The organism is Acidiphilium acidophilum, assembly GCF_033842475.1.
Classification (GTDB): domain Bacteria; phylum Pseudomonadota; class Alphaproteobacteria; order Acetobacterales; family Acetobacteraceae; genus Acidiphilium; species Acidiphilium acidophilum.
The window spans coordinates 3583378-3606387 of the sequence record NZ_JAWXYB010000018.1 but is presented as its reverse complement, the minus strand read 5'-3'; the positions used below and the strand labels follow the sequence as shown (position 1 = coordinate 3606387).

Genomic DNA, 23010 nt, shown 5'->3' with positions numbered 1-23010 from the left:
TTGTTTTACGCTCAAATCCAAACCCACCGATCGGCCGCTTGCCGTTCCTGGACGGCTCCGTCCTCTGAAATCCGGAGGATATTCAACCAGCGGTTATCCACGAGGCGACGCAGGATTTCGTGATCAGCGATAATGCGATCAATAGCCTGCGCAGGCGCTTCGATAAAAGCCGACAGGCGCAGCGGTTCGTGCTGTAATCCGCCATTGCTGTCGCGCAGTGATTGTTCCGACAAGCCGATGCGCAGATCACCGCCATTGCCCTCTAGAACACCAATGGTCCCGCCGACCACGTTATGCAGAACTTTGTTACCGCAGCCTTGACGCTGATTGTCGACCGTCGAGCCATAGTATTGAAGGGCGATCCAGTTGGCGACCATGAGCGGGGCAGTCATGATCACAGTGAGGAGACCGAACCCCGGATCTTTGGCGGCGTCGTAATCGTGGAGGAACGCCCGACCGGCGAGGTTCATCTCGCGGGTTCGCCAGCGCGGCGCGGCGATGAAAGCCGCATTGCCCGCCAGCGCCCATTCCGGGCGCAGCTGAGACCAGTCTCTCCCCCGGAATATCATATCCCGTGCGATCGCATCGGGGTCGGTCAGATCGGGTTTCAGACGCGCGATGCGCTCGAGGCGGGTGAGATTGGTTGCTTGCTCCAAGGCCTGGTTGAGCTCGGCCAGACTCCGGGCATCCAATCGCGGATCATCGAGGCCGGCCAGAATTTCAACGCGATCCGTCGTCGTGTCATGGAGCGCTGGGAGGAAACAAGTCCGGTCATCCAGATCCCATCCCCGGTCGATCAGCCCCTCTCGCACCCGAGTGTCGTTCAGAAGATTGGCGGCGACTCTCGCGTTCACCTCCCCGGTCTGGCCGGCGCACGCGCCACAATCCAACCCGGTACGATGAGGATTGTTGGTGGTCGAGCTACCGTGGCCGACGAGTAGCACGATGGGTGCCACCCCACCTTGGTTGAGACCGAACCCCTTGAGAGAAAATTCAGCTATGTCCAACCGGTCGTCAATGCTGAGGGAGTCGGGCAGCGCATAGCTGAGTTTTAACCGATCCGCCGCGGTGAATCCGGCTTCATCTGGCGGCACGGATGGACGGTGCCAGCCCAGTGTATCGGCGAGCAGACGCCCGACATAGGACAATCCGGCCGCCTCCACGAAGGAGAAGCAGGAAGCGGCCGAGAGCTTGAACTGCTTCCATTCCGTACTCCGGCGCAGGCGCCGCACACGCCGCTGTATAACCGTTTCGGGGCCATGCTCCTCCACATGAACTTTGGGGCCCAGGAACACCGGCAGCTGTGGCCGGTACGCCCGATCGCCTTGCCGGCGGTAATCCATCATGAGGCCGAAGAATCCGCCAAAACCGATGGTCTCGAGGCTGGGCATCGCACTTTCCAGATGCCGTCGATAGATTTCAGAACGAACGTCGATGCAGAAGATCGCTTGAACACGGGGGGAGCATGCGGCGCTCTTTCTGCCGGACAATCGACGCTGCCTGATGTTCGCGACCACCTGACGACGGAAGGCGATTTCGGAGGCCCGGAGTAAGACCTCACCGCGCCTTGCGTCTTCGAGGCTGGCGCTCTTGTCGGTCAGCGTCCAGTCCTGGAGCTGCAATTGCCAGCGCTCCAGCGTTCGACGCCGGGCAGTCTGGCGCAGGAGCGCTTCCCACACCAGACGGATAGCCAGCAGGTCGGCGAGATCTTCGTTGCCCTTACCCTGCAATTCGGCTTGCCAGAGCAGATAGCGGCACCAGCTGGCCCAACCGCCAATCGACTTCAGTAGAACCAGAAAATAGTCCTCTTCCGCGGCTTTGGGAAGGCGCAAATGCTGCTGCGCCCAGAGTCGGGCGGCAGTGGCATCGACCGGTAATTCCAGCAGGATCGGGCGAATCGCCTTGAGCCCCATCGGCGACAGGCTGCGATCCGATAGCGTGTAGTGCCGCCAAGTGGCGAAGAGGCCCTCTCCCTCGTTTCGTGGCAGCTGCCACAAGGATTGTCCGCGGTCGTAATAGGCGGCGAGGAAGCGACTGATCTGCTCCAGCACATACTGGGAGATGGACGCGTGACCCCGCCGATCCATCAGCTCCGACAAGGTCGGCAGCCGCATGGCGGGCTCTGGAATCTCGCGCAGATAATCGCGCCATTCCTCCTCATCGGCGCCAAGGCCGAGACTCTCGGCGGCCTTCAGAATGTCAGGCATAACGGGTCTGCCGTTCCGGATCTGATCCGCATACCAGCGCCGATCCATGATCATCCGCTCGCCCACGGAGGACTGTAGCTGTGCCGCCGCTTCGGGAAACGCTTGGTCCACGAAGCCCCAATAGGGGTTGACGGCAACAAAACCATCGAGGGGCCAGACCGGGGCGATACGACGGACCACCCGGTCGAATACGGACTCGCTCGATTTTGTGACGATATCGCTCATTGTGCAGCTCCACCGTTTGCGAGGATGTCCTGATTCCGCGCCATCGCCTCCATTGACTCGAGGGCCAGGTTCTTGAGTGGAAGCTCGATACCGACTTTCTCCGACCAGAAGCGGTGCGAAAACTGCTCGACCCAGTAATCCACATAAAGGCCGTTATAAAGATGAGTGAATATCGCAAACTGCACCGAGCGGGGCAATTGCGACCGTCCCGGCCCCTGGATCCAGCTCAGGAGCAGAAAACTCACCGCCGTCAGGCACACGAGTTCGAGGTTGGGTCCCGTGCCCGATCCGGTGCGGACCGCCACATCCTGCGCAAACGCCCAGACAAAAAGGCTGTGCACCAGCAGATAGACCACGCCCATGACTCCCGCCACGACCACGGACATGAGCCTGTCGGCCAGGGTATCGAACTGGAATCCTTTGACCATGATCTGGGAGATTGCCATCGCGAAGATGATAACGAGTGCGATCCAGGCGGGATCGCGACCCGGATTTCCGCCAAAGAGCCATGCGCCCCCGGCGGAGATGACTACCCCGACGGCGACCGCGGCCCCCCAGGACGACAGACTAGGACTCTTCTTTTCCCCCGCCGGAACCTGCCGAAGTTGATCCGTGATACTCCCTGAGGACAGAAAGGCGTGGGCCTTGTACAACGAGTGCCCAACCAGATGCAGGAGTGCGAGGGCAAACAGGCCGAGCCCCAGTTCAAGAGACATGAACCCCAGCTGCGCCACGGTGGACCAGGCGAGCATGGATTTGATCGCCGTCTGGGTGGTCATGACCAGAGACGCGATGATCACCGTCATCAGCCCCACCACACCGAGCGTGAGTAACGGAGCAGGGTCGCGCACCAGAAGCGGGCTTGTACGAAGAGCGATGATCGCGCCGCTATAAACCACGCCGGCGTGCATCAGAGCCGATACCGGCGTCGGGGCCTCCATGACCTGGATCAGCCAGCCATGAAAAGGAAAATGCGCACTTTTCAGGACGACCGTGAGCACGATCAGCCACGCCGCGATTTGCAGCGAGACCGGCAGGCCACCCGGCTTGGCCACGAACTGCGCGACTTTGGCGAACTGCAGGCTGCCGGTGGTGTGTCCGATCAGAATCGTGGCCGATATCAGACATAGATCGGCGGCGCGGCTAAAAATAGATTTCTTGTGTGCCGCCATAATCGCCTTCGGTCGATAGCTGTAGAACATCAACAAACGATGCAGGCTGAAGCCGGTTGCGATGATGCCGAGTGTGAACAGACCAATGTTGCCGGCAATGACCACCAGCAGGAAAAACCCACCCGTGAACGCGAGCAGACGGGCAAAGCGCGCCTGCTGCGGATCGCCATCGAGATACTGCACGCTGTATTGCGTAATCATAACGATCACAAAAGATACCAGCGTGGCCAGTGCCAGCGTCATCCCGTTCACAATAATGGAAAAAGGCAGCGGAAAGCCGAGACCCGGCACCGGAATGGCTACCGGATTCAGACTGGCCCTGAAACCGAGCAGAAAACATAGGTCGGCGGCGAGCGCCGCCGCAAAGGCGACGACCGAAGCCGAGCGGACCCGGTTGCGGGTTGTCATCGCCGCGTGTCGGGTGGCTGCCGCCCGCGGCAGCGCGGCCAACAGCAACCCCGCAGGCATGACTGCCAACCAGCCGCCGGAGAGCCAGTCCATCGAAGCCATCACACTCATCACGTCCCCCACAGATCGATTGATTGAACCGTCTGTAACGGCGGGATCTTATTTATTCCAATTGGAAATTATGATATTTTCGATTTATGATCATAAATACATATACGACATGCGGTGAGAACCGCCAGCATCCGGATTCACCGATGTGGTCGGTATATCCTCAAAGATAGCGCGACAGGTCCGGCCACAGATCGATCAGCCGCCTGGCGATGAAATCCTGCTGGGTGGCGGAGAACTCAAGAAATTTCTGCGCCGTCAGGGAAAGGCGCCGGCCGCGAGGGTACACGAGATACCATTTACGCAGAATGGGCAGACCTTCGGCATGGAGTATCTGGATCGGTCCGCTGGTTCCTTCGAGGGCCAGACAGTGAATCGACAGGATGGAAACTCCCAAACCACTGACGATCGCGTGCTTGATGGCTTCGTTACTGCCCAGTTCCATGACGATATTCGGTTTGAGGCCTTTTTCGGCAAACAAGTTGAGATAAGCATGACGCGTACCGGAGCCGAATTCTCGAATGAGGAACGGCGCCTCAGCGATGGCCGCGAGGGGAACGGGCGATGGTGTCCGGGCCAGCGGATGACCGCGGTTGACCATGATCGTGAGGGGATTGTCAGCGAACGGAAACGCCTCAACATCGACATCGTTGTCGGGGATCTGACCCATCACGTAAAGATCGTCTTGGTTGTTTCGAAGGCGCGTGATGATTTCGTCGCGATTGTTCACGTTCATGCTGAATTCGATGCCAGGATATCGCGCGCCGAAAGCCGCGAGGAGTTCGGGGGCAATATATTTGGCTGTGGTGACGACCCCGAGGCGCAACCGGCCACGGCGAATGCCTTTGCGATCGGCGATCCTGGTATCAAGATCGTCGAATATCAGGAACAACTCCTGGCAGGCTGCGAGAAGATCCTGGCCGGCATCGGTCGCGCGAATGTCCCGGCCGTTTTGCTCAAACAGAGGCAAGCCGACGACGTCCGCCAGTTTTTTCATCTGAATCGAGATCGTCGGTTGCGCGAGATACAGTTCCTCTGCCGCCCGGGTGTAACTTCCATTGCGAACGACCGCCGCGAATATCTGAAGCTGACGGAAGGTGACATGCCGCAAGAGCGGTTTGAGGTGAGCGCGCTTCATCCGGGACCTATGGCGTTATTCGGGCTGCAGTATTGGGCTCGGCACTGTCAACTTGACTGGCTTTTCGGCAGGCAGACGGCGGACGGGTAAAAGTGGCTCGTATGGCAAATGTCGGCGGCCCAACCAACCATCTCACCGTCAGATGACTATCGGATAGCTCGCGCCATCCATTGAGATGTTGACGCCGGTGATATAGCTGGCGCGATCGGAGGCGAGGAATGTAACGGCGTTTGCGATATCTTCGGGGGTTGCCATGCGGCCGAGCGGGATGCGGGCGATTCCGCGGGTGCGGGCTTCATCGATGGTGATGCCGGCGAGGCGTGCCTCGGATGCGAGGCCTTCGTTGACGCGGTCGGTTTCGGTCAGGCCGGGGTTGATGCCGATGACGCGCAGGCGGCGTGGGGCATAGGCGGTTGCAAGGCCGGCGGTCGCGAGCATGAGGGCGGCGTTGGCGGCACCGCCGGCGAGGTGGACCGGCGAGGCGAGTTTGCCGCCGGCGCCGATGACGTTGATAATCACGCCGCGGCCGCGTGCCGCCATCAGTTTAACCACGGGATCGATCACGTTGATGTAGCTGAAGTATTTCGCGTCCATCGCCGCGCGCCAATGGGCGGGTGTGAGGTCATCGGGCGGGGTGCGTTTTGCGGCGCCGGCGCTGTTGACCAGGATATCGATCGGGCCGAGGCGGGCTTCGACCTGGGCGACCATTGTGGCGGCCGCATCCGCGTCGATCAGGTCGGCGGCAAAGCCGATAGCGGATGGGACGGTGTGCAGGGCGGCGTCGAGATTGGCCTGGCTGCGCGAGCAGATCGCGACGCGGGCACCTTCGTGCGCGAAGGCGGCGGCGCAGGCGAGGCCGATGCCTTTGGAGCCACCGGTGATCAGGACGCATTTGCCGTCGAGGTTGAGGTTCATCGGGTCAGGTCATCCTTTCGATCAGGTCGGCGATCAGCGGCGGGTCCTGGAGTTGTGGCACGTGGGCAAGCCCGGGGAGAATGTCGAGCGTGGCGCCGGGCAGTGCGGCCGCCAGGGCTTCCGCCATGGCGGGCGGGGTGGCGTGGTCTTCCGCGCCGACCAGGATGCGGGTTCGGGCGGTGATGCGGGCGATGTCGTTGGTCAGGTCGAGGGTTTCCAGTGCGGCGCAGGCGGCGGCGAACTGGGCCGGGTCGGTGTGCAGGAAGGCCGCCCGCCGTTGTTCGATCAGGTCGGGGTGATCGGCGCGGAAGGCGGCGCCGAACAGGCGGGCCATGGCGGTATCGGCGATGGCGGGCAGGCCTTTGGCCGCAGCGGCCTCGCGCATGCTGCGAAATGCGGCCCGGCCCGGATCGGAGAAGCGCAGCCCGGCGCCGATCAGGACCATGGCGCCGACGCGGGACGGATGATCGAGCGCGAGGCGCAGGGCGAGGAAGCTGCCAAAGCCATTGCCGACGACGAGCGGCGCGGCGGGCAGTGCCAGCGCGGCGATGGTTTCGGCCAGTGCCGCGGCGATCGGGGCGACGCCACCCTCGATCGGCGGTAGGCCGGCGAAGCCCGGCAGGTCAAGCACGATGGTTTCGGCACGGATCGCGAGCAGGGGCGTGATGCCGGCCCAGCTTGAGCCATCAGCCAGCAATGAGTGCAGGAAAATGATCGGCCGGCCGGCGCCGGTGCGGTGCACGCCGATCCGTTGCCGCGTGGAAACATGGTCTGTCATCGTCTCTCCCTGAGCTGTCACGATATATCAGTGCTGATGCTAGCCGATAAATTTTATCAGTTACAGGCTTTGAATCCTGCTTGTTTTTTTCATCGTGATATATCACAAACGGAACCGGGGGTTCCGGATGTTGATGCGAACGAGCGTGTATGCCGCGCTGAAGGATGACATTATCGCCTGTCGCCTGATGCCCGGCACCGAACTGCGCGAGCCCGAGATTGCGGCGCGCTACAGCGTTGGCCGCTCGCCGTTGCGTGAGGCGCTGCTGCGGCTGGAGGCCGAGGGTCTCGTGGTGATCGTGCCGCGCCAGTACTGCCGGGTCGCGCCGATTTCGCTGCGCGATGCCGCCGATATGTTCGGCCTGCGCCGTGTGCTGGAACCCGAGGCGGCGCGGCTGGTGGCGCGCACGGCCGACGATGCGGCGCGCACGCGCCTGCTCGCGGTCGCGGCGGGCGATGAGGCGGCGGATTTCATTGATGACAACCGGCGGTTCCATTGCACGTTGGCCTCGCTGGCGCCGAACCGCCGGCTGGGGGCCTCCTGCATCGAGATCATCGAGCAATCGGATCGGCTGGTCCGGGTCAGCCTCGCTCAGATCGAGGGGCGGCGGCCGGCTCTGCTGATCGGCGAACATCGTGTCATCGCGGATGCAGTGGTGCGGGGTGATGCGCGCACCGCGGCACGGCTGTTACGCGCGCATATCGATGCCGCCGAGACGCGGGTGCTCTCGGCACTGCGGCGGGCCGCCGTGATCGACTGAACGATGACACCACCATCAATCAATAAAAAATCGAGAAGCGGGAGAGAACGACAATGGATCAGGTGATATCGCAAGACAAGGCGATCATGGGTGCTTCGGCTGGGGCGCGGCTCGATCGGCTGCCGATCGGCGCGTTTCACCGCCGGGTCATGCTGCTGATCGGCATCGGCATGTTCTTCGACGGGTTCGACATCTATATCGCAGCGACCGTGCTGGGTGCGACGATCCGCAGCGGGTTCGCAACCTTGCCGCAGGCGGCGCTGTTCGTGTCAGCGACTTTCGTGGGGATGATGCTGGGCTCGGTGGTCACCGGGTTTCTCGGCGATCGGTTCGGCCGGCGCTTTACCTATCAGGCCAATCTGGCGATTTTCGGCCTCGCCTCGCTCGCCGCCGCCTTCGCGCCGGGCATGGGCGTGCTGATCGCGCTCCGCTTCGTGATGGGGTTCGGCCTCGGGGCGGAGAACGTGGTGGGGTATTCGACCCTCACCGAGTTCATCCCGCCGGCGGCGCGCGGCCGCTGGCTCGGCATGATGGCGGTGATCGTGGTGACCGGCCTGCCGGTTTCGGCCCTGCTGGGTTATGCGCTGGTGCCACATTTCGGGTGGTGGATCATGTTCATTCTTGGCGGAATCGGCGCGCTGTTCGTGTGGCAGGCGCGCAAGGTGCTGCCGGAATCACCGCGCTGGCTGCAAACCGTCGGGCGGGATGCGGAGGCTGAAGCACTGCTCAGCCGGATCGAGGCGGACGTATCCAACGGCGCGCCGCTGCCGCCGCCGGCACCCGGCATCGCGGTGCCGCTGCAACCGTTTTCCGCGCTGTTCGCACCGCCGTTGCTCGCCCGCCTGGTGCTTGGGTGCATCGCGCTGATCGTGATCAACACGCTGATCTACGGGTTTATCACCTGGCTGCCGACCTTCATGGTCAAGCAGGGGCTGAGTGTGGCGCAGAGTTTCGGCTATGCCGTGCTGATGGCGCTGGGCGCGCCGATCGGCTCGGCGATCGGCGCGTTCGGGGCGGATCGCTGGGGGCGCAAGCCGTGCATCGTCGTGGCATCCGGCCTCGCCATTGTGTTCGGCGCGATCTATCCGTTCGTGCGCGATCCGGCGTTTCTGCCGGTGATCGGTTTCGCTCTGACCATTCCGATCTATATCCTCGTCGCCATGCTGTTTGCGATCTACATTCCCGAATTGTTCCCGACCGAAATCCGGCTGCGCACGGCCGGAATTTGTAACATGTTCGGGCGCGGTGCGACCATCATCACGCCGTTCATGGTGATCCGTCTGTTCGCCGATTATGGTGTGAAGGGCGTGCTGGCCATGATGATCGGGCTGCTGCTCGCGCTGATCGTGGCGGTGCTCGTGTTGGGTGTCGAAACGAGGCAGCGCCGGCTGGAGGCGATTGCCTGACATGGATCGATCGATGCTGAACCACCGCACGACCCAATCCGAACGCGACCGCACCCGCTGGGTGACCGGAGCGGGGCGCTACACCGCCGATATCGCGGTGCCGGATGCGCTGAGCGCCACCTTCCTGCGCTCACCGCACGCCCATGCCGAGATCGTTTCGATCGATATCGGCACCGCACTTGCGATGCCCGGCGTGATCGCCGTGCTGACCGGGGCGGATTGCGCGGAAGCCGGCTTCGGCAATTTTCGTGGCCTGATGCGCTACGGGGCCGACGGGCCGCACCCGCTGATCGTGCCGTTCCGACCGGTGCTGGCCCACGAGCGGGTGCGCCATGTCGGCGAGGCGGTAGCATGCGTCGTTGCGACCAGCGAGAGCGCAGCACTCGATGCGAGCGAGGCGATTGCGGTGACCTATCGTGACCTGCCCGCCGTGATCGGCATCGATGCGGCAGGCAAGGCGGATGCCCCGGCAATCCATCCGCCAGCGCCGGGAAACCTCGCTTTCGCGCATCAGGCCGGCGATGCCGCGGCGGTGCGGGCCGCGTTCGACGCTGCGGCCAGCGTGGTGGCGACGGCGTTCGGCCTGCCGCGGCTGGCCCCTACGACGATGGAGCTACGCGGCATCATCGCCCGCTACGACGAGGCGGCGGGGATTTATCATTTGATCACGCCGCATCAGGGCATCAACGAAATCCGGGCCGATCTGGCCGCGGTGCTGAATGTGCCCGAGGCCCGGATCAGCATCGAGCTGCCCGATGTCGGTGGCGGGTTCGGCGCCCGCAGCCCGGCCTATCCCGAACATGCCGCGCTGCTGCTCGCCGCGCGCCGTACCGGCCGAGCAGTGCGCTGGGTCGCAAGCCGGAGCGAGGCGTTTATGACCGATTATTACGGTCGCAGTACGCGACTCGCCGGGCGGCTGGCGCTCGATGGAGCGGGGCGATTCACCGGGCTCGAAATCACGTATGAGACCGATCTTGGCGCGTATATCACCACGGTCGGGGCCTTCGTGAACGTGCACAACCCGCTGATGAGCGGCGGCGGCACCTACGGCATTCCGGCGATTGCCCTGAATTTCCGCCAGTATTTCACCAATACCGGCCCGATCGGGCCGTATCGCGGCGCCGGACGGCCGGATGTGGCGTTGCTGATTGAACGGCTGGTCGATCGCGCTGCCACCGCGCTGGGGGCGGACCAACTCGAACTGCGTCGCCTGAATGCGATTCCGCGCGCCGCGTTCCCCTATCGCACCGTCCTCGGATCGACCTACGACAGCGCGGATTACTCGGCCCTGATCGATGCGGTGCATCGGGCCTCCGCCTGGGACGGATTCGCCGCAAGGCGCAAAGAGGCACAGGCGCGTGGCCGCTTGCGGGGGCGTGGTGTGGCATTGTTCACCGAAATCGCCGGCGGCGGTGCCGCGACGCGCGATGAGGCGCGGGTTGTTCTAGGCGTAACCGGTGGCCGGGCGATCGCGCGGATCGAAACCGTAACCGGCGGCAGCGGTCAGAGCCAGGCCGAGACTTATGCGTTCATTCTCGCGGAGCGGCTCGGGATGGACCCCGCCGATATCGAACTCGCAGCGAGCCCGGCGCATTCGACGCTGAACGGCGGCGGCTCGATCGGCTCGAGATCGACGCTGAGTGCTGGTAGTGCGATCGCCGACGCGGGCGATCAGCTACGCCGGCACCTCCTGGCCGCTGCCGGGCTGCGGGCCAATGCGCCGCCCGCGGAGTTGGTCATGGCTGAAGGCGCGATCTGCCGGTCGGACGGCAGCGTTGTGCTGACGCTGGCCGAGGCGATTGCCTCCACCGATGCCCCCCTCGATGTGGTCGGCGCGGTGCCGGTATCGTCCAGCTTTCCCTCGGGCTGCCATGTCGCGGAGGTCGAGATCGACCCGCAGACGGGGCTGGCTGTGCTGGTGAGCTATTTCGCGATCGACGATTCAGGCGTGGTGCTCAACCCGATCGTTGCGGAAGGTCAGATCCATGGCGGCATCGTACAGGGATTGGGCGAGGTGTTCGGCGAGGCGATGCAGTATGACGAAACCGGCCAGATTCTGACCGGCAGCTTCATGGACTACACCATGCCGCGCGCCGCCGATGTGCCTAATTTCGTCACGGAAGACCGCCCGACCGCGTCGCCCAACAATCCGCTTGGCGTCAAAGGCTTGGGCGAGGCCGGTACCACCGGCGCGCTGGCCGCGGCCGCGAATGCGTTCGCCGATGCGCTGGCGATGGTGGGCGCCGAACTGCCCGCATTTCCGTGTACGGCGCACAGCATCTGGCGCAGCATTCGTGCGGCGGCGTCCGGCTGACTTTCAAGTTGTCGGATTCCCTGAACGGCTTGAACGGGTATTATCCATTGGATCCGAAGCGTTGTGATTGGGGCAAGATCTGATTGATCATACGCTCATGTAGGCTATGCGGGCTTGACAGCGGCAGGCGGTGGGACGTGATCTCTACACTTTATCAGGTCGATGGAGAGATGCATGGCGGAACAATGGCTAGCAAGGTCGATCGCGGCAACAAGGGGGGTCGGCTGGGCGCGCAAACCCAAGCTGCATGAATTGACCGAGGCGGCTCAGGGCAGGTTTCATTACACGATCGGTCCCTATTCCGATCCGGTACTCACCGTGGCCCCCGGCGATCGGATCAAGATCGAAACCCGGGATGCGTTTGAGGGCGCGATCCGCACCGAGCGCGACAAGCCGAGCAAGCGGCTACGCATGCCCTTCGTCAATCCGCAGAACGGCCCAATCATGATCGAGGGTGCCGAACCCGGCGATGCGATCGCGGTGCATATCGAGCGGATGCGCCCGCGGGGCGACAATCCACGTGGCACCTGCTGCATGATCCCCTATTTCGGCGCGCTGACAGGCACCGCGCTGACCGCCTCGCTGCAACCGCCGCTGCCGGAAATCACCCGCAAGGTCCATGTCGATGAAAAAGAGGTCCGCTGGAGCGCGCGCGTCGTACTGCCCTACGCGCCGCACATCGGCACGCTCAGCACCTCGCCCGAAATCGACAGCATCAATTCTCTCACCCCCGGACCGCACGGCGGCAACATGGATTTGCCCGATATGGGGCCCGGCAGCATCACCTATCTGCCGGTCCGCGCACCAGGCGGTCGCCTGTTCATCGGCGATGCTCATGCCTGTCAGGGCGATGGCGAGGTGTGCGGCACCGCGGTCGAATACGCATCCGAAACCACCATTCGCGTCGATCTGATCAAGGGCTGGGCGCTCGACTGGCCACGCCTCGAGCGGCAGGATTTCATCATGACGATCGGAAGCGCCCGCCCGCTGGAGGATGCCACCCGCATCGCCTATCACGATCTGGTGCTGTGGATGGAAGCCGAGTACGGGTTTGATCGATGGGACGCCTACATGATGCTGAGCCAGTGCGGTCGGGTTCGGCTCGGCAATTTCGTCGATCCCAACTACACGGTCGGTGCCGGCATTTCGAAAAAATATCTAGCCCCGGAGGGCAAATAACATGGACCTCGGCCTGCGCGGTAAACGCGCCCTGATCACCGGCGGCACCAAGGGCATCGGCCGCTCGGTCGCCGAACATTTCGCGGCCGAGGGGGCAGATGTCGCGATCTGCGCGCGCAACGCCGCCGAAGTCGCGACCGCGGTGGTCGCATTGGCGCAGCACGGCGTGCGCGCAACCGGCCGCGCGGTCGATGTCTCGGATGGCCCCGCCCTTGGCGCCTGGGTGCGCGATGTCACTGAGGAATTTGGCGGGCTCGATATCCTGGTCTCCAACGTCTCGGCTTTGGCGATCGGACAGGACGAGCCTTCCTGGCGTGCCGAATTCGAAATCGACATGATGGGCACGGTCCACGCCGTCGATGCCGCGATACCCGCCCTCGAAGTCTCCGGCGCCGGAGCCATCGTGGTGATCTCCTCCGTCTCGGGCCGCGAGGTCGATTTCGCGGCCGGTCCCTATGGGGTGTTCAAGGCGGCACTGATTCATTACGCCAAGGGTCTGTCGTACCAGCTTGCTGCCAAGGGCATCCGGGTCAACGCCCTTTCGCCGGGCAACACGTATTTCGAAGGTGGTGTCTGGGAGAAAATCGAGCGCGACAAGCCCGAATTTTACCGCGAGGCCCTCGCACTGAATCCGACCGGTCGGATGGGAAAGCCCGAGGAAATGGCGCGCGCGGTGGTGTTCCTGGCCAGCCCGGCCGCAAGTTTTATCACGGGTACTAATCTGGTGGTCGATGGCGCGCTGACCCGGGGGGTTCAATTTTAGGGCTCTATTCGTGAATTGCACCGGTCTGTGATAAACTGATTAGATTCGCTGCATGTTTCGGGGCGATGGAGCGGAAATCGCATGCTCTCCTTGTCTTCCACTGTCCGCTCGCGCGCAGATGTCGCGTCGAATTCATCGGACCGGGTCCATATCTTCGTGTCGATCAGGCCGAGCACCGCCTCGGTCTCGCTGTCGATGGCGATCACCGGATGGATGAAAAATCCAGCCGATACGTCCTCGCCTGTTGGCCCAAGACCTCGGTGACGTTGCGCGCGACCGGTTTACTTGACCTCGTCATGTCCTGTGGGGTTACAAATCCGACGTCCCTGACAGGAAGCTGGCGGGTATTACGCCAGCGCCCCAACTATCTCGCCACACGAGATGGGCTGAGAGACACCGATGGATCGCAATCACCCGCGCGAAGGTGCCGCCGAGTTGAGGATAACCAGCGAGCCGGTCTCCACCAACCGCCCACACGAACCGCGATCTCGTTGCTCGACTCCCGCCCGCGCCGCAGGAGTCCACATGAGGAGATGTGCCGCACGATCGACCGGGAGTATCATTCCCGTGATGATCCATCCGATCATTCAACGCGTCGAGATATGCCAATGTCTACGTGGGCAACTTGTTGCTGAGCGGCTCAATCGCGCACATTTACGAATTCGTGATAGGCCCGTCCCAAGCCGATCCCTCGTTCAGACGATCCCATAGGCAAATCCTGCGACCGGGTTAATCAGCTCCAGATTGTCCCCGACGCTCACAACGCCGGTGGTGTTTTCGGCGATCACGTGCAACGCCTTGCGTTCTGCATCGCTGGACACAGTACCGCCGAGATGGACGACACCAGCCTCAACCTTGATCACGATATTTCCCGGATGAGTCCATTTGGACTGATCGATCGAAGCCCGGATTTGCGATGCGATGAGGTCATCCGGCAATGTCATGTCACGGACGGTTCCGATACGGTTGACCAGGGCGGAAAGAACATCGCGCCGGGATAGCATGCCGGATAGAATGCCGTCATGAACGACCGGCAGTTGTTCAATCCCAAGCACTTCCATCAAATCGACAGCTTCGGTCAGGCTCGTATCGGGTGCAACCGTGGTAACGATTTCGGTCATCACCTCGCCTACGCGGGGACCCCGTGTCTTTGTGAAGGCACGCGCGGAAGCTGCTGGAGAGAGGACGCTGCGCCACCAGCCGATCTCTGGCGCGGTCTCGAGTTCGGGGCGATGAAGCAGATCGCCATCGCTCACGATACCGAGCAGAACCATGTCGCGATCGACAACCGCAAGCGCCGACAAACTGTGGGCGAGCATCATATTGGCTGCGTCAGCAATGGTGGCATCGGGGCTTACGGTCAACGGCCCGACGGTCATGATATCCTTGACTCTCATTTGGACCTCCTCAAGCTTCGCGGCAGCGGATTCTTATGGCAATGGGCGGTGCCGCACGAACGCCCGATCACCAGGCATTGATCGGCCCTGAAAGCGGGGACGATCCCTATATATTAGACCCTTTCAAAACGATCGGCGAATTAAATTTGACCCCAATTCCTTTCGAACGTTGGGGTCAGTCCTCATTCTCCGTCCCTCTTCACCTTGAGGAGCGACATCACATCCGGTCCACGGCTTGCGAGTGCAACATTCAACCAGGCCGGTCCATCTTTGACGTCAAGCAGATTTACCGCCTCTCCGAATACACCAGCACCTTGCCATTCCTGGCGATTCCCAACGATGTAGAGCCTCCGTCTGGCCCGGCTTGCGGCGACATTTAGCAGGTTCGGCGTGCCACCTGCCCAGCTACGTGAGCCGGCCTTTGCACCTCGCCCGGCGCCCAACATCAGGATGACCGCTTCAGCTTCCTTGCCTTGGAAGGTATGGACAGTTCCGACCCGGCTTTCCACCCATGCTTCGCGGTCCCGGGCCGGACGGTCAGGTAGAATATCCCGGGTCTGTAAGAGCAGCGATCGCAATCGTACCGCCGGCATCCGGAATGGCGAAATCACATAAAGATCCGGCGGATTCCGAAGACAGTTACAAAGCTCCGCGATCGTGCGAGCGATGAGTTCGCCTTCTTCGTAAACCCACGTGTCGCTCGATGGGGCGTCGACATCGATCTAGGCCGAGCCGCCGAGCAGGTCACCAATGGCTGACGTACCGGGCTCTGTCGCGAAAACCATTCGACTCGCATAGGCAATACGGTTTGCGAGATCGAACATCGGCTGATCGCATCGGCGATGGACCAGCAGGGGATCCCGGTCGTGCGGGGATCGTTTTCCTCGCTGCCATCCTCGAGCGGAAATCGGCCCTGGATTTGGCTTGCCCGGTCTGCGAGTGTCTGGACCGAATCTCGTGGTGCGCTCCAGGGTACGGGGTCGATTCCCTCGCTTTTGAAGATCAGCCGCATCGTCCGAGGAGGTATGCTCGTGATAGGCTCGATCTGGAGTGGATCGCCGATGACGACCGTGCGGCGGGCCCGCCAGATCGCACCGACTGCCTGGTGAGGCGCGGCCTGTCCGGCTTCGTCGATCATTAACCAGCCGATCGATCCCGCTCCGAAATCCTGGAACATCCGGCCAACCGAGGCGAAGGTCGTCGATACGACAGGAACAAGGAGGAAGAACACTCCCCAGTCCCGTGCGGTCGGTCGTGGGGCGTTCTGGTTGCCGGAGGCGGCTTTTGCGGTAATATTGAGAGAAGGTTTCAGCTTCGAGGCGCCGGCTACTATGAAGGCGCGCTGCAAGCGGATCGCCGCCATGAACAGCGCATCACGCGCAGCCTTGAACCGTCCTCCATTCCAGGGGCTCGATCGATAGAAACTGTCGTCGGGTTGGGACCAGAACTCCGGTCCTGGATATGAGTTCCCGAGATCCTCTCCCGCTTCAATCCGTTTATGACGGAGGACAACGATCTCGTCCTCCACGCCTTTCAACTGCGCTTCGATCGCGGCGCACGAACGAGCCAGGCGTTCCTCCTCATCCTTGGCCGCCGTGATATTAATCCTGGCCAGCTTCAGCGCTTGTGTCAGATCCCCCAGTTCATCCACTAGACGGCGGATCGCTGTCTCATGCGTTCGCCATGAGGGGGTTTTCAGGTGCCGGCTGAACCAAGATGGTTGGATTGTCGTCAGAGCCGCCAGCCTGATATTCAATGTCCCTTCTTCGGCCAGTAATTCTGCGTGGTGGTGCTGCGCTGCCGACAGCGCCTTGCGCGCCGATTTCAGATCGTACTGCGTTCGCAGCGCTTCGGCTCTGATGCCGGGGAGACGCGTTTCACAGCAACGCAGAGACTCATCGGTTTTGGCAATATCGGCGAGTTCGGCACGTAGTCGGCGGCATGTTGCCAATGCCCGTAAAAACTCCGCGCGGGTCTTTTTCCAGGCCTGTTTCGCTTGGGGCGGTCGTAATGGTGGATCAAGCTGAGCCAGCTTGCCGGGCGGGTGAGGGCGCGGCAGGTCTGGTGAGACGATGCGGTTGAACCAATCGTTCAGTCCCCAATCGGTGTCCCACCAGAACTTCTCCAAAAAATGACGCCGGTTATCGGCATTACCCAACCTGGCGGCGATCAGACCCCAGGCTCGCTGGGCATCGCGTGCATCCTTGGGCAGATTGAGAAGGGCGGTCGCTGTGTGTCCGAAATAATCCAGGCCGCCCTCGTTCCAAATCGAGGGATCGAGGGCCTTTTCGCGCACAGGCAGCTCAAGGCTGATATTTTCAACGGCCGCATTATTGCTACTGGCAACCACGATCGCGAAGTCCGTGAGGTCGATATTGCCCAGATCATCCCAGGGACATGCAATGGCGGCCAGGTGCTCGGCGCGCGTGATAATTACATGGGCCACGACGTCTCGCAGCAAGGTCGTTTTGCCTGTGCCCGGCGGCCCGTTGACCGCAGCGAGGCCGTTCACGCTCAGGTCCCGCACGATTGCATTGACCGCCGCCTGTTGCAGGAGGGTCAGGGGATGAAGACCATTTCCCGGCCATCGCCCCAGAGGGAACAGATCGGGCTCCAGCAATTGCGACAATTTCAGCCTGTCGCTGAGGCAATCCCACGGAGCGGTCGGGGGGTCGAGACCGAGATATGAGGCGGCGGCCCCGGTCGCAGTCCCGGTTTCGATATCGTTGAGAACCCTGGACAGGTCCGACAGGTAAAAACTCGAAAGAATATCGGTTGCCGGCGGGTCACGACTGACCATCTCGATAACGCAAGGAGTGAGGATCTGGAGGTCGTCGGGAATTCCGAGTTCAGTGACCAGCGCACGGGATACACCGCGCAGGTCGGCCCAGCTCAATGACCGAGGCTGTCCGTCCGAACCACGCGGGCTCAAGAGATCGGCGAACTGTAATTTTAGACCCCGTTCCTCGGTGAGCCAGTCAGACAGGCCATCCGGGGTGCCGTCCGTTGAAAGGCGGCCGAAGCCCCAGCAAAAGCTACTGATTGCGAGACTGTCCGGGACAATGATGCCCCACTCGTCGAGCGTTACGGAAGCCGCAACGACGTATCCGGACAAAGGACGGCTGGTTTGGTCCTCATCCGCCTCGTCGGCAAAAAACTCATCCAGTCTCTTGAATGATTCCCGTGCCGGCATCGCAGCCAGAATGATCGAATACCAGGGCCGGCGCCTTCGGTCGGGGAGATTTCCGGCCTCGATAACCGTTGGTAAAAGATCAGATGGACTTTCAGGACCTTGGGTTCCGCCCTGGCCACCTCTTTGGCCTTCGGTCAGGATTGGCCACGGCGTCGGGTCACCGTCCTGCGGTGGCTGCCAGAGGGTAGGTCCGTCATGGGCATCCGTTTTCCGGTTGCGTATCTGTCCGCCGCGGTCACAGGCGAGATCGCTCCACCCGTTTCCCTTGGTGATTTGCGGGGACAAGACCTCGCAAGCGATCCACGATCGCAATACGCTTCGGACGGTTTCGGCTGATGTCGACATGCACTACCATCGCCCAAGTCGGGACACGATCAAAATCCAGGGTTCAATTCGCATTAGCTATACGTACGAAACTGACATTCAGCATTCCCGCGGCAACGGGGAGAACCGAACGACGCGAAGGAAAGCGAGTGCGTGCGTCGAGGTACTACCGCGCCGACCATGAACTCGTGAAGGTGGTAATCCAGGCAGCCAATCTCTGGGTGCCTGAATGACCACGTGCATCTGGGCAAGATCGAGGTCAGTGGGACGATCAACTGCCGCCATATCGACGGTTCGATATCCGCGAGCGCCGTCCGCAGATGGATCGGGTTCAGGGTCCGGTATGACATGGCTGAAACTCAACCAACCTCATCCGGCATTATCAACGTCGCGGGTCAGGGCGTCATGTCGGTGCCGGGACCGGACCCGGCGTTGCCGTCGCCCAGGCCGGGTTCATGACGTCAGGCCGCGGCGGTGATACCGGGCATGAACTCGAATCGTTCGCCGGCTTCCTGCCCTGCCGTATAGGCATCACGGATGACACGCTTGCCGGGCGCGTGAGACCTTCGGCTCAGATTGAGTCCGAGCTTGGCCATTTCGTCTTCGATCATGGCGGATTTGACCGGAACCAGATCTCGACCGGACGCGCTGCGGATCGTCTCGTCGCGCGCGGTACGCATCGAATGGAGTTTCGCGCTGATACCCCGCGAAAGACCGATCTGAAACAAGTTCCTTTCGCGACCCCGCCGCTCTGGGTATCCATCTACGACCGGCAATTCCCCGCTCGGCTCGCTACGGCGGCCAGAAGATCAGTCTGGGTCACGATGCCGGCCAATCGACCCTCGGCATCGACGACGACGACAGCATGGTTCCGCCCGTCGGTCAGCGGCGCGATCAATGCGGCGGCCGGGAGATGCGCCTGGGTGATGGTCGGAATTGACATCAGCGCCCCGACATCCCGTCCCGGCCGCGCCAGCTCCCGCAATCCGATGATGCCGACCACGCGGCGCGAGCCGTCGATCACCGGCAGTGTCCTCACGTCGTGATCGAGCAGCAAAGCAATGGCGGTCCCGGTCCGCGCAGCGGCCTCGATGTGAACGACGTCGCGCGACATGATTTCGGCGCAGAGCAGTTCGCCGTGCCGGCGCTCGAATGCCCGGATTTCGACCTGCCGCAGGAGGCGGTCGAGATCGTCGGGGTCGATATCGTAGGTCTCCCCGAGATCGGCGAGCGCGCCGGTGATGTCCTCGGCCTGGAAACCAACCCGGACCGGTGCGGGACGATCGCTGGTGCCATGCGTGCTCACCGCGACCGGACCCGGACGATGCGGGTAGGAATGGCGCGAAACCTTGTGGAACAGCCAGCCGATCGCGACCAGCACGACACAGTTGAGCGCCATCGGCACGAAGGCGAACGTGAACCCGGCCGAGGTCACCGCCGGGCCACCCAATATCGCGGTCAGGGCCGCTGCGCCACCCGGCGGATGGAGGCAGCGCATCGCGGACATCACACCGATCGCCAGAGCCACCGCCAGCGCCGCCGCCAGCATCGGATCATGAACGAGCCGTCCGACCGCGACGCCGACCAGCGCGGACAGGGTGTTGCCGCCGATGATCGACCATGGCTGCGCCATCGGGCTGGCCGGCACCGCGAACAGCAGGACCGATGAAGCCCCGATCGGTGCGACCAGCAGCGGAATGCTCGCGTGGAGCCCGTGAAACACGATGACCGATGATAAATATCCGGTCAGCCCGATCCCGGCCAGGGCACCGCAGACGGCAACCAGACGATCGAAGGCGTTTGCCCCCGAAAGCCGGGGTGATAGGTCGCGAAACCGTTGGATCAGGGTGCGTCGTGGCAGGGCTGCACGGGTGGACACAGACAAGGCGGGCTCCGGATGCTTGAGCGAGGGATCTGGCGGCGGCGTGAGGGTATTTCCGATAAATTGCAAGTCAGGAATATGATCACCTGAGTCAGGCATCCTCCAGGGCCGGTTGCGTCGGCAGGCCAGTGGTCTCCCTGCGCGCGCGCCGACGCAGAAAGAACCGCTCGCGCTTGGTTTCCGCCGCGACCACGCGGTGATGAACCCGCAGCAGGTCCGCCCGGGAAATGATGCCGCAAAGCCGACCGGCATCGTCGATCACCGGAATGCGCGGCGCATCGTCCGTGATCATGCGCGCTGCGATGGTGATCGCCATCTCGCCGCTCCAGGCGGTGACCAGAGCGCGCCCGGCGGTCGCGGTGGCGAGCGAGGTCTCACGCGGCACCGCGTTGCCGAGCCAGGCCAGAATATCCGCGCGGGAGACGAGCCCGATCGGGCGGCCCGCCTCATCGGTGATCGGATAGGCGCGATGCTGTGCGTCCACGCCGAGGAAGAACGCGATGGCGGCATCGATGGTCATGTCCGCCGCCAGCGTTTCGGCGGGGGAGGCCATGATGTCCTGCGCGCGGGCGACCGCGAGCGGATCGATACTGTATTCCCGGGTCAGATGATGGCCGCGCCGCGCGATCTTTTCGGTCAGGATCGAGCGCTTCATCAGCAGGACGGTCACCGCCATGCTGGCCATGCTCGCGGTGATCACCGGCAGCAGAATGAGGTGATTGCCGGTGAGTTCGACCGCGAACAGTGTGGAGGTCAGCGGCGCGCGCATGGTGCCGCCCATCATCGCGGCCATGCCGACCACCGCCCAGAAGCCTGGTGCGGCATGTGGCAGGATGGGAGCGGCAACCGCGCCGAGCGCCCCGCCCATGATCAGCAGCGGCGCGAGCACGCCGCCCGACGTGCCGGAGCCGAGCGCCACCGCCCAGATCACCGATTTGACCAGAACGAGGCGCAGCGCCGCCCCCCCGATCAGCGCGCCGGCCAGCAGATGCGCGATGTCGGGATAGCCGACGCCGAGGGCCAGCGGGTCGATCAATCCGCCGATGCCGACCACGATGCCGCCGAGCACGGGCCACCACATCCAGTGGATCGGCAGTTTCTCGAAATAGTCTTCCGCGCCGTACACCATGATCGTCAGCAGCGCCGAGCCGAACCCGGCGGCGAGCCCCAGCCCGACCCAGCCGAGCGCGTGGAGCGGATCGACGGTGACCGACCCGGTATAAGGAAACAGCGGCGCGGGCGTGAGCACGAACCGCCGTTCGATCGCCGCCGTGATGCAGGCGACCGCGACCGGCACAAGGCTGCGGGGCTTGAGTTCGAACAGGAGCAACTCGATCGCCAGCAGGATCGCGGCGACCGGGGTGCCGAACACCGCCGTCATGCCCGCACAGGCCCCGGCGACCAGCAGGGTCTTGCGCTCCGCATCGGTCAGCGACACGCATTGTGCCATCAACGAGGCCGCCGCACCGCCGGTCATGATGATCGGCCCTTCCGCCCCGAACGGCCCGCCCGTGCCGATCGAGATCGCCGAAGAAATCGGCTTGAGGATCGCCACCTTGAAGTCGAGTTTCGAGCCGCCGAGCATGATCGCCTCGATCGCCTCGGGAATGCCGTGGCCCCGGATTTTCTCCGACCCGTAGCGCGCCATGATCCCGATGATCACCGCACCGGCTGCGGGGATCAGGATGGTCCATGCCGCGATATGGCCATGATGCACCGCCCCGCCGGGCGGCAGCATCGCCGCCGACCAGATGCCGTAATAGACCAGATTGTTGATCAACCCGATCATGCGCAGCAGCAGCCAGCCCGCGGCGACACCGAACGTGCCGGCCAGCACCGCCAAAGCCGAAAGCGGAAACAGCCGCCGGTCGGTCGTGAAATCCCCGAGCGACGTGACGCCCGCGGGTGGCTTGCTGGTGAGGTTCATGTGCAATGGTCCGGTGACAAAGGCTGCGTTTTCGCTGTTATATCGTGATACGATATATTACCGCAACATGCTCCATGCGATAGAGACAATCATGGCCGAACCTCGCCTGACCGAGCAGCATTACCAAACCCTCGCCGCCTTCCGTTTCGCCCTGCGCGAGTTCCTCTCCTTCAGCGAAACTGCCGCACGTGAAGCCGGTTTGACGCCGCGCCAGCACCAGGCCCTTCTTGGCATCAAGAACGCCCAGCATACCGGGGGCGCCAGCATCGCCGACCTCGCGACCTTTCTGGTCCTGCACCACAACAGCACCGTCGAACTGGTCGATCGCCTGGTCCGCGCCGATTACGTCACGCGCGAAAGCGACACCACGGACCGCCGCCGCGTCTTTCTCCGCCTTACCGAGGCAGGTGAGGCGCGCCTCGCGTCCCTCTCCAGCATCCACCTTGCGGAACTCGCGCGGATCGGTCCGATCTTGAAGGACCTGCTGGCCCGGATGACGGATGCCGCCGGGAGCTGACTACATTGTCATGACGAGATCTCGCTCGGTTTATACTTGCTTCACGAACGAATCACGCCATCGTGATTTGATAATTTAAGACGCCGACGACAGCTTTTTGAGACTACTGGACAAATACAACGATAAAGGAACGCCCGATATGGACAATCAACACCAGATTGCCGCCGCCCTCCTCGCGTGCGAGACTGCTCGCAGATGTTACCGGAATCCGACCGATGAATTCGCCGAACCCAAGTTGAGCCCGGAGGAAGATCATCAGCGCTACTTGATGAATCTGTACAGAGCAAACCTCCGTGACATGGCTGACGACGTGCCGGCGCATGAAAATCTGGCAGCAGGTACAAACCACGCGTCTTGATAAATGCACTCTTCGTGTTGACGATCTCAAGAAAGGTCA

Annotated in this window: 18 protein-coding genes; 7 read left to right on the top strand and 11 right to left on the bottom strand. The window is 62.6% G+C overall.

Going from position 1 to position 23010, the window contains the following annotated elements; all coding sequences use genetic code 11:
- Positions 1-11 precede the first annotated feature (11 nt).
- The 5 genes from SIL87_RS19785 to SIL87_RS19765 form a co-directional block, all read right to left on the bottom strand.
- The gene (locus SIL87_RS19785) at positions 12-2432 is read right to left on the bottom strand and encodes a YbcC family protein (RefSeq protein ID WP_319615873.1); all 2421 of its coding nucleotides are present in this window, start codon (positions 2430-2432) and stop codon (positions 12-14) included.
- Positions 2429-4123: a proton-conducting transporter transmembrane domain-containing protein gene (locus tag SIL87_RS19780; protein ID WP_319615872.1), complete on the bottom strand. Its 1695-nt coding sequence runs from the start codon at positions 4121-4123 to the stop codon at positions 2429-2431. Before SIL87_RS19780 ends, SIL87_RS19785 begins: the two co-directional genes overlap by 4 nt.
- 160 nt (positions 4124-4283) lie before the next feature.
- Positions 4284-5258 carry a LysR family transcriptional regulator gene (locus tag SIL87_RS19775; RefSeq protein ID WP_319615871.1) on the bottom strand — a complete coding sequence of 325 codons (975 nt, stop codon included), beginning with the start codon at positions 5256-5258 and terminating at the stop codon, positions 4284-4286.
- 138 nt (positions 5259-5396) lie between these two features.
- Positions 5397-6173, bottom strand: a complete 777-nt coding sequence (locus SIL87_RS19770; protein WP_319615870.1) for an SDR family oxidoreductase — start codon at positions 6171-6173, stop codon at positions 5397-5399.
- A 4-nt stretch (positions 6174-6177) separates the two neighbouring features.
- On the bottom strand, positions 6178-6951 hold the full coding sequence (locus SIL87_RS19765) for an alpha/beta fold hydrolase (RefSeq protein ID WP_319615869.1): 774 nt from the start codon (positions 6949-6951) through the stop codon (positions 6178-6180).
- A 133-nt stretch (positions 6952-7084) separates the two neighbouring features.
- Here SIL87_RS19765 and SIL87_RS19760 point away from each other — a divergent pair, with 133 nt between their 5' ends.
- The 5 genes from SIL87_RS19760 to SIL87_RS19740 all read left to right on the top strand — a co-directional run bounded on the left by SIL87_RS19760 (position 7085) and on the right by SIL87_RS19740 (position 13373).
- The gene (locus SIL87_RS19760) at positions 7085-7711 is read left to right on the top strand and encodes a GntR family transcriptional regulator (RefSeq protein ID WP_319615868.1); all 627 of its coding nucleotides are present in this window, start codon (positions 7085-7087) and stop codon (positions 7709-7711) included.
- A 53-nt stretch (positions 7712-7764) separates the two neighbouring features.
- Positions 7765-9117 carry an MFS transporter gene (locus tag SIL87_RS19755; protein WP_319615867.1) on the top strand — a complete coding sequence of 451 codons (1353 nt, stop codon included), beginning with the start codon at positions 7765-7767 and terminating at the stop codon, positions 9115-9117.
- 13 nt (positions 9118-9130) lie between these two features.
- Positions 9131-11431, top strand: a complete 2301-nt coding sequence (locus SIL87_RS19750) for a xanthine dehydrogenase family protein molybdopterin-binding subunit (RefSeq protein WP_319615866.1) — start codon at positions 9131-9133, stop codon at positions 11429-11431.
- A 174-nt stretch (positions 11432-11605) separates the two neighbouring features.
- Positions 11606-12610 carry an acetamidase/formamidase family protein gene (locus tag SIL87_RS19745; protein ID WP_319615865.1) on the top strand — a complete coding sequence of 335 codons (1005 nt, stop codon included), beginning with the start codon at positions 11606-11608 and terminating at the stop codon, positions 12608-12610.
- Position 12611: 1 nt separating this feature from the next.
- Positions 12612-13373, top strand: coding sequence for an SDR family NAD(P)-dependent oxidoreductase (locus SIL87_RS19740; RefSeq protein WP_319615864.1), 762 nt, complete (start codon positions 12612-12614; stop codon positions 13371-13373).
- 695 nt (positions 13374-14068) lie between these two features.
- On the opposite strand, the gene SIL87_RS19735 is transcribed toward SIL87_RS19740, so the two are convergent.
- The 6 genes from SIL87_RS19735 to SIL87_RS19715 all read right to left on the bottom strand — a co-directional run bounded on the left by SIL87_RS19735 (position 14069) and on the right by SIL87_RS19715 (position 22096).
- On the bottom strand, positions 14069-14770 hold the full coding sequence (locus SIL87_RS19735) for a CBS domain-containing protein (protein ID WP_319615863.1): 702 nt from the start codon (positions 14768-14770) through the stop codon (positions 14069-14071).
- A gap of 182 nt (positions 14771-14952) precedes the next feature.
- Positions 14953-15426: an AAA domain-containing protein gene (locus tag SIL87_RS20200; RefSeq protein WP_405055279.1), complete on the bottom strand. Its 474-nt coding sequence runs from the start codon at positions 15424-15426 to the stop codon at positions 14953-14955.
- Positions 15378-18308, bottom strand: coding sequence for a DEAD/DEAH box helicase family protein (locus SIL87_RS19730; RefSeq protein WP_319615862.1), 2931 nt, complete (start codon positions 18306-18308; stop codon positions 15378-15380). The genes SIL87_RS20200 and SIL87_RS19730 overlap by 49 nt, the downstream gene beginning before the upstream one ends.
- A gap of 440 nt (positions 18309-18748) precedes the next feature.
- Complete coding sequence (locus SIL87_RS19725; protein ID WP_319615861.1) at positions 18749-18967, bottom strand: hypothetical protein; 219 nt, start codon at positions 18965-18967, stop codon at positions 18749-18751.
- 83 nt (positions 18968-19050) lie between these two features.
- Positions 19051-20166 (bottom strand): HPP family protein, encoded by a 1116-nt coding sequence (locus tag SIL87_RS19720; RefSeq protein ID WP_319616022.1) that lies wholly within the window; start codon positions 20164-20166, stop codon positions 19051-19053.
- A gap of 94 nt (positions 20167-20260) precedes the next feature.
- Positions 20261-22096, bottom strand: coding sequence for a chloride channel protein (locus SIL87_RS19715; protein WP_319615859.1), 1836 nt, complete (start codon positions 22094-22096; stop codon positions 20261-20263).
- A 91-nt stretch (positions 22097-22187) separates the two neighbouring features.
- Between SIL87_RS19715 and SIL87_RS19710 the strand changes: the two genes are divergently transcribed.
- Together SIL87_RS19710 and SIL87_RS19705 are read left to right on the top strand one after the other, a co-directional pair.
- Complete coding sequence (locus tag SIL87_RS19710) at positions 22188-22613, top strand: MarR family winged helix-turn-helix transcriptional regulator (protein ID WP_319615858.1); 426 nt, start codon at positions 22188-22190, stop codon at positions 22611-22613.
- 139 nt (positions 22614-22752) lie between these two features.
- Positions 22753-22971 carry a hypothetical protein gene (locus tag SIL87_RS19705; RefSeq protein WP_319615857.1) on the top strand — a complete coding sequence of 73 codons (219 nt, stop codon included), beginning with the start codon at positions 22753-22755 and terminating at the stop codon, positions 22969-22971.
- Positions 22972-23010: the final 39 nt, after the last annotated feature.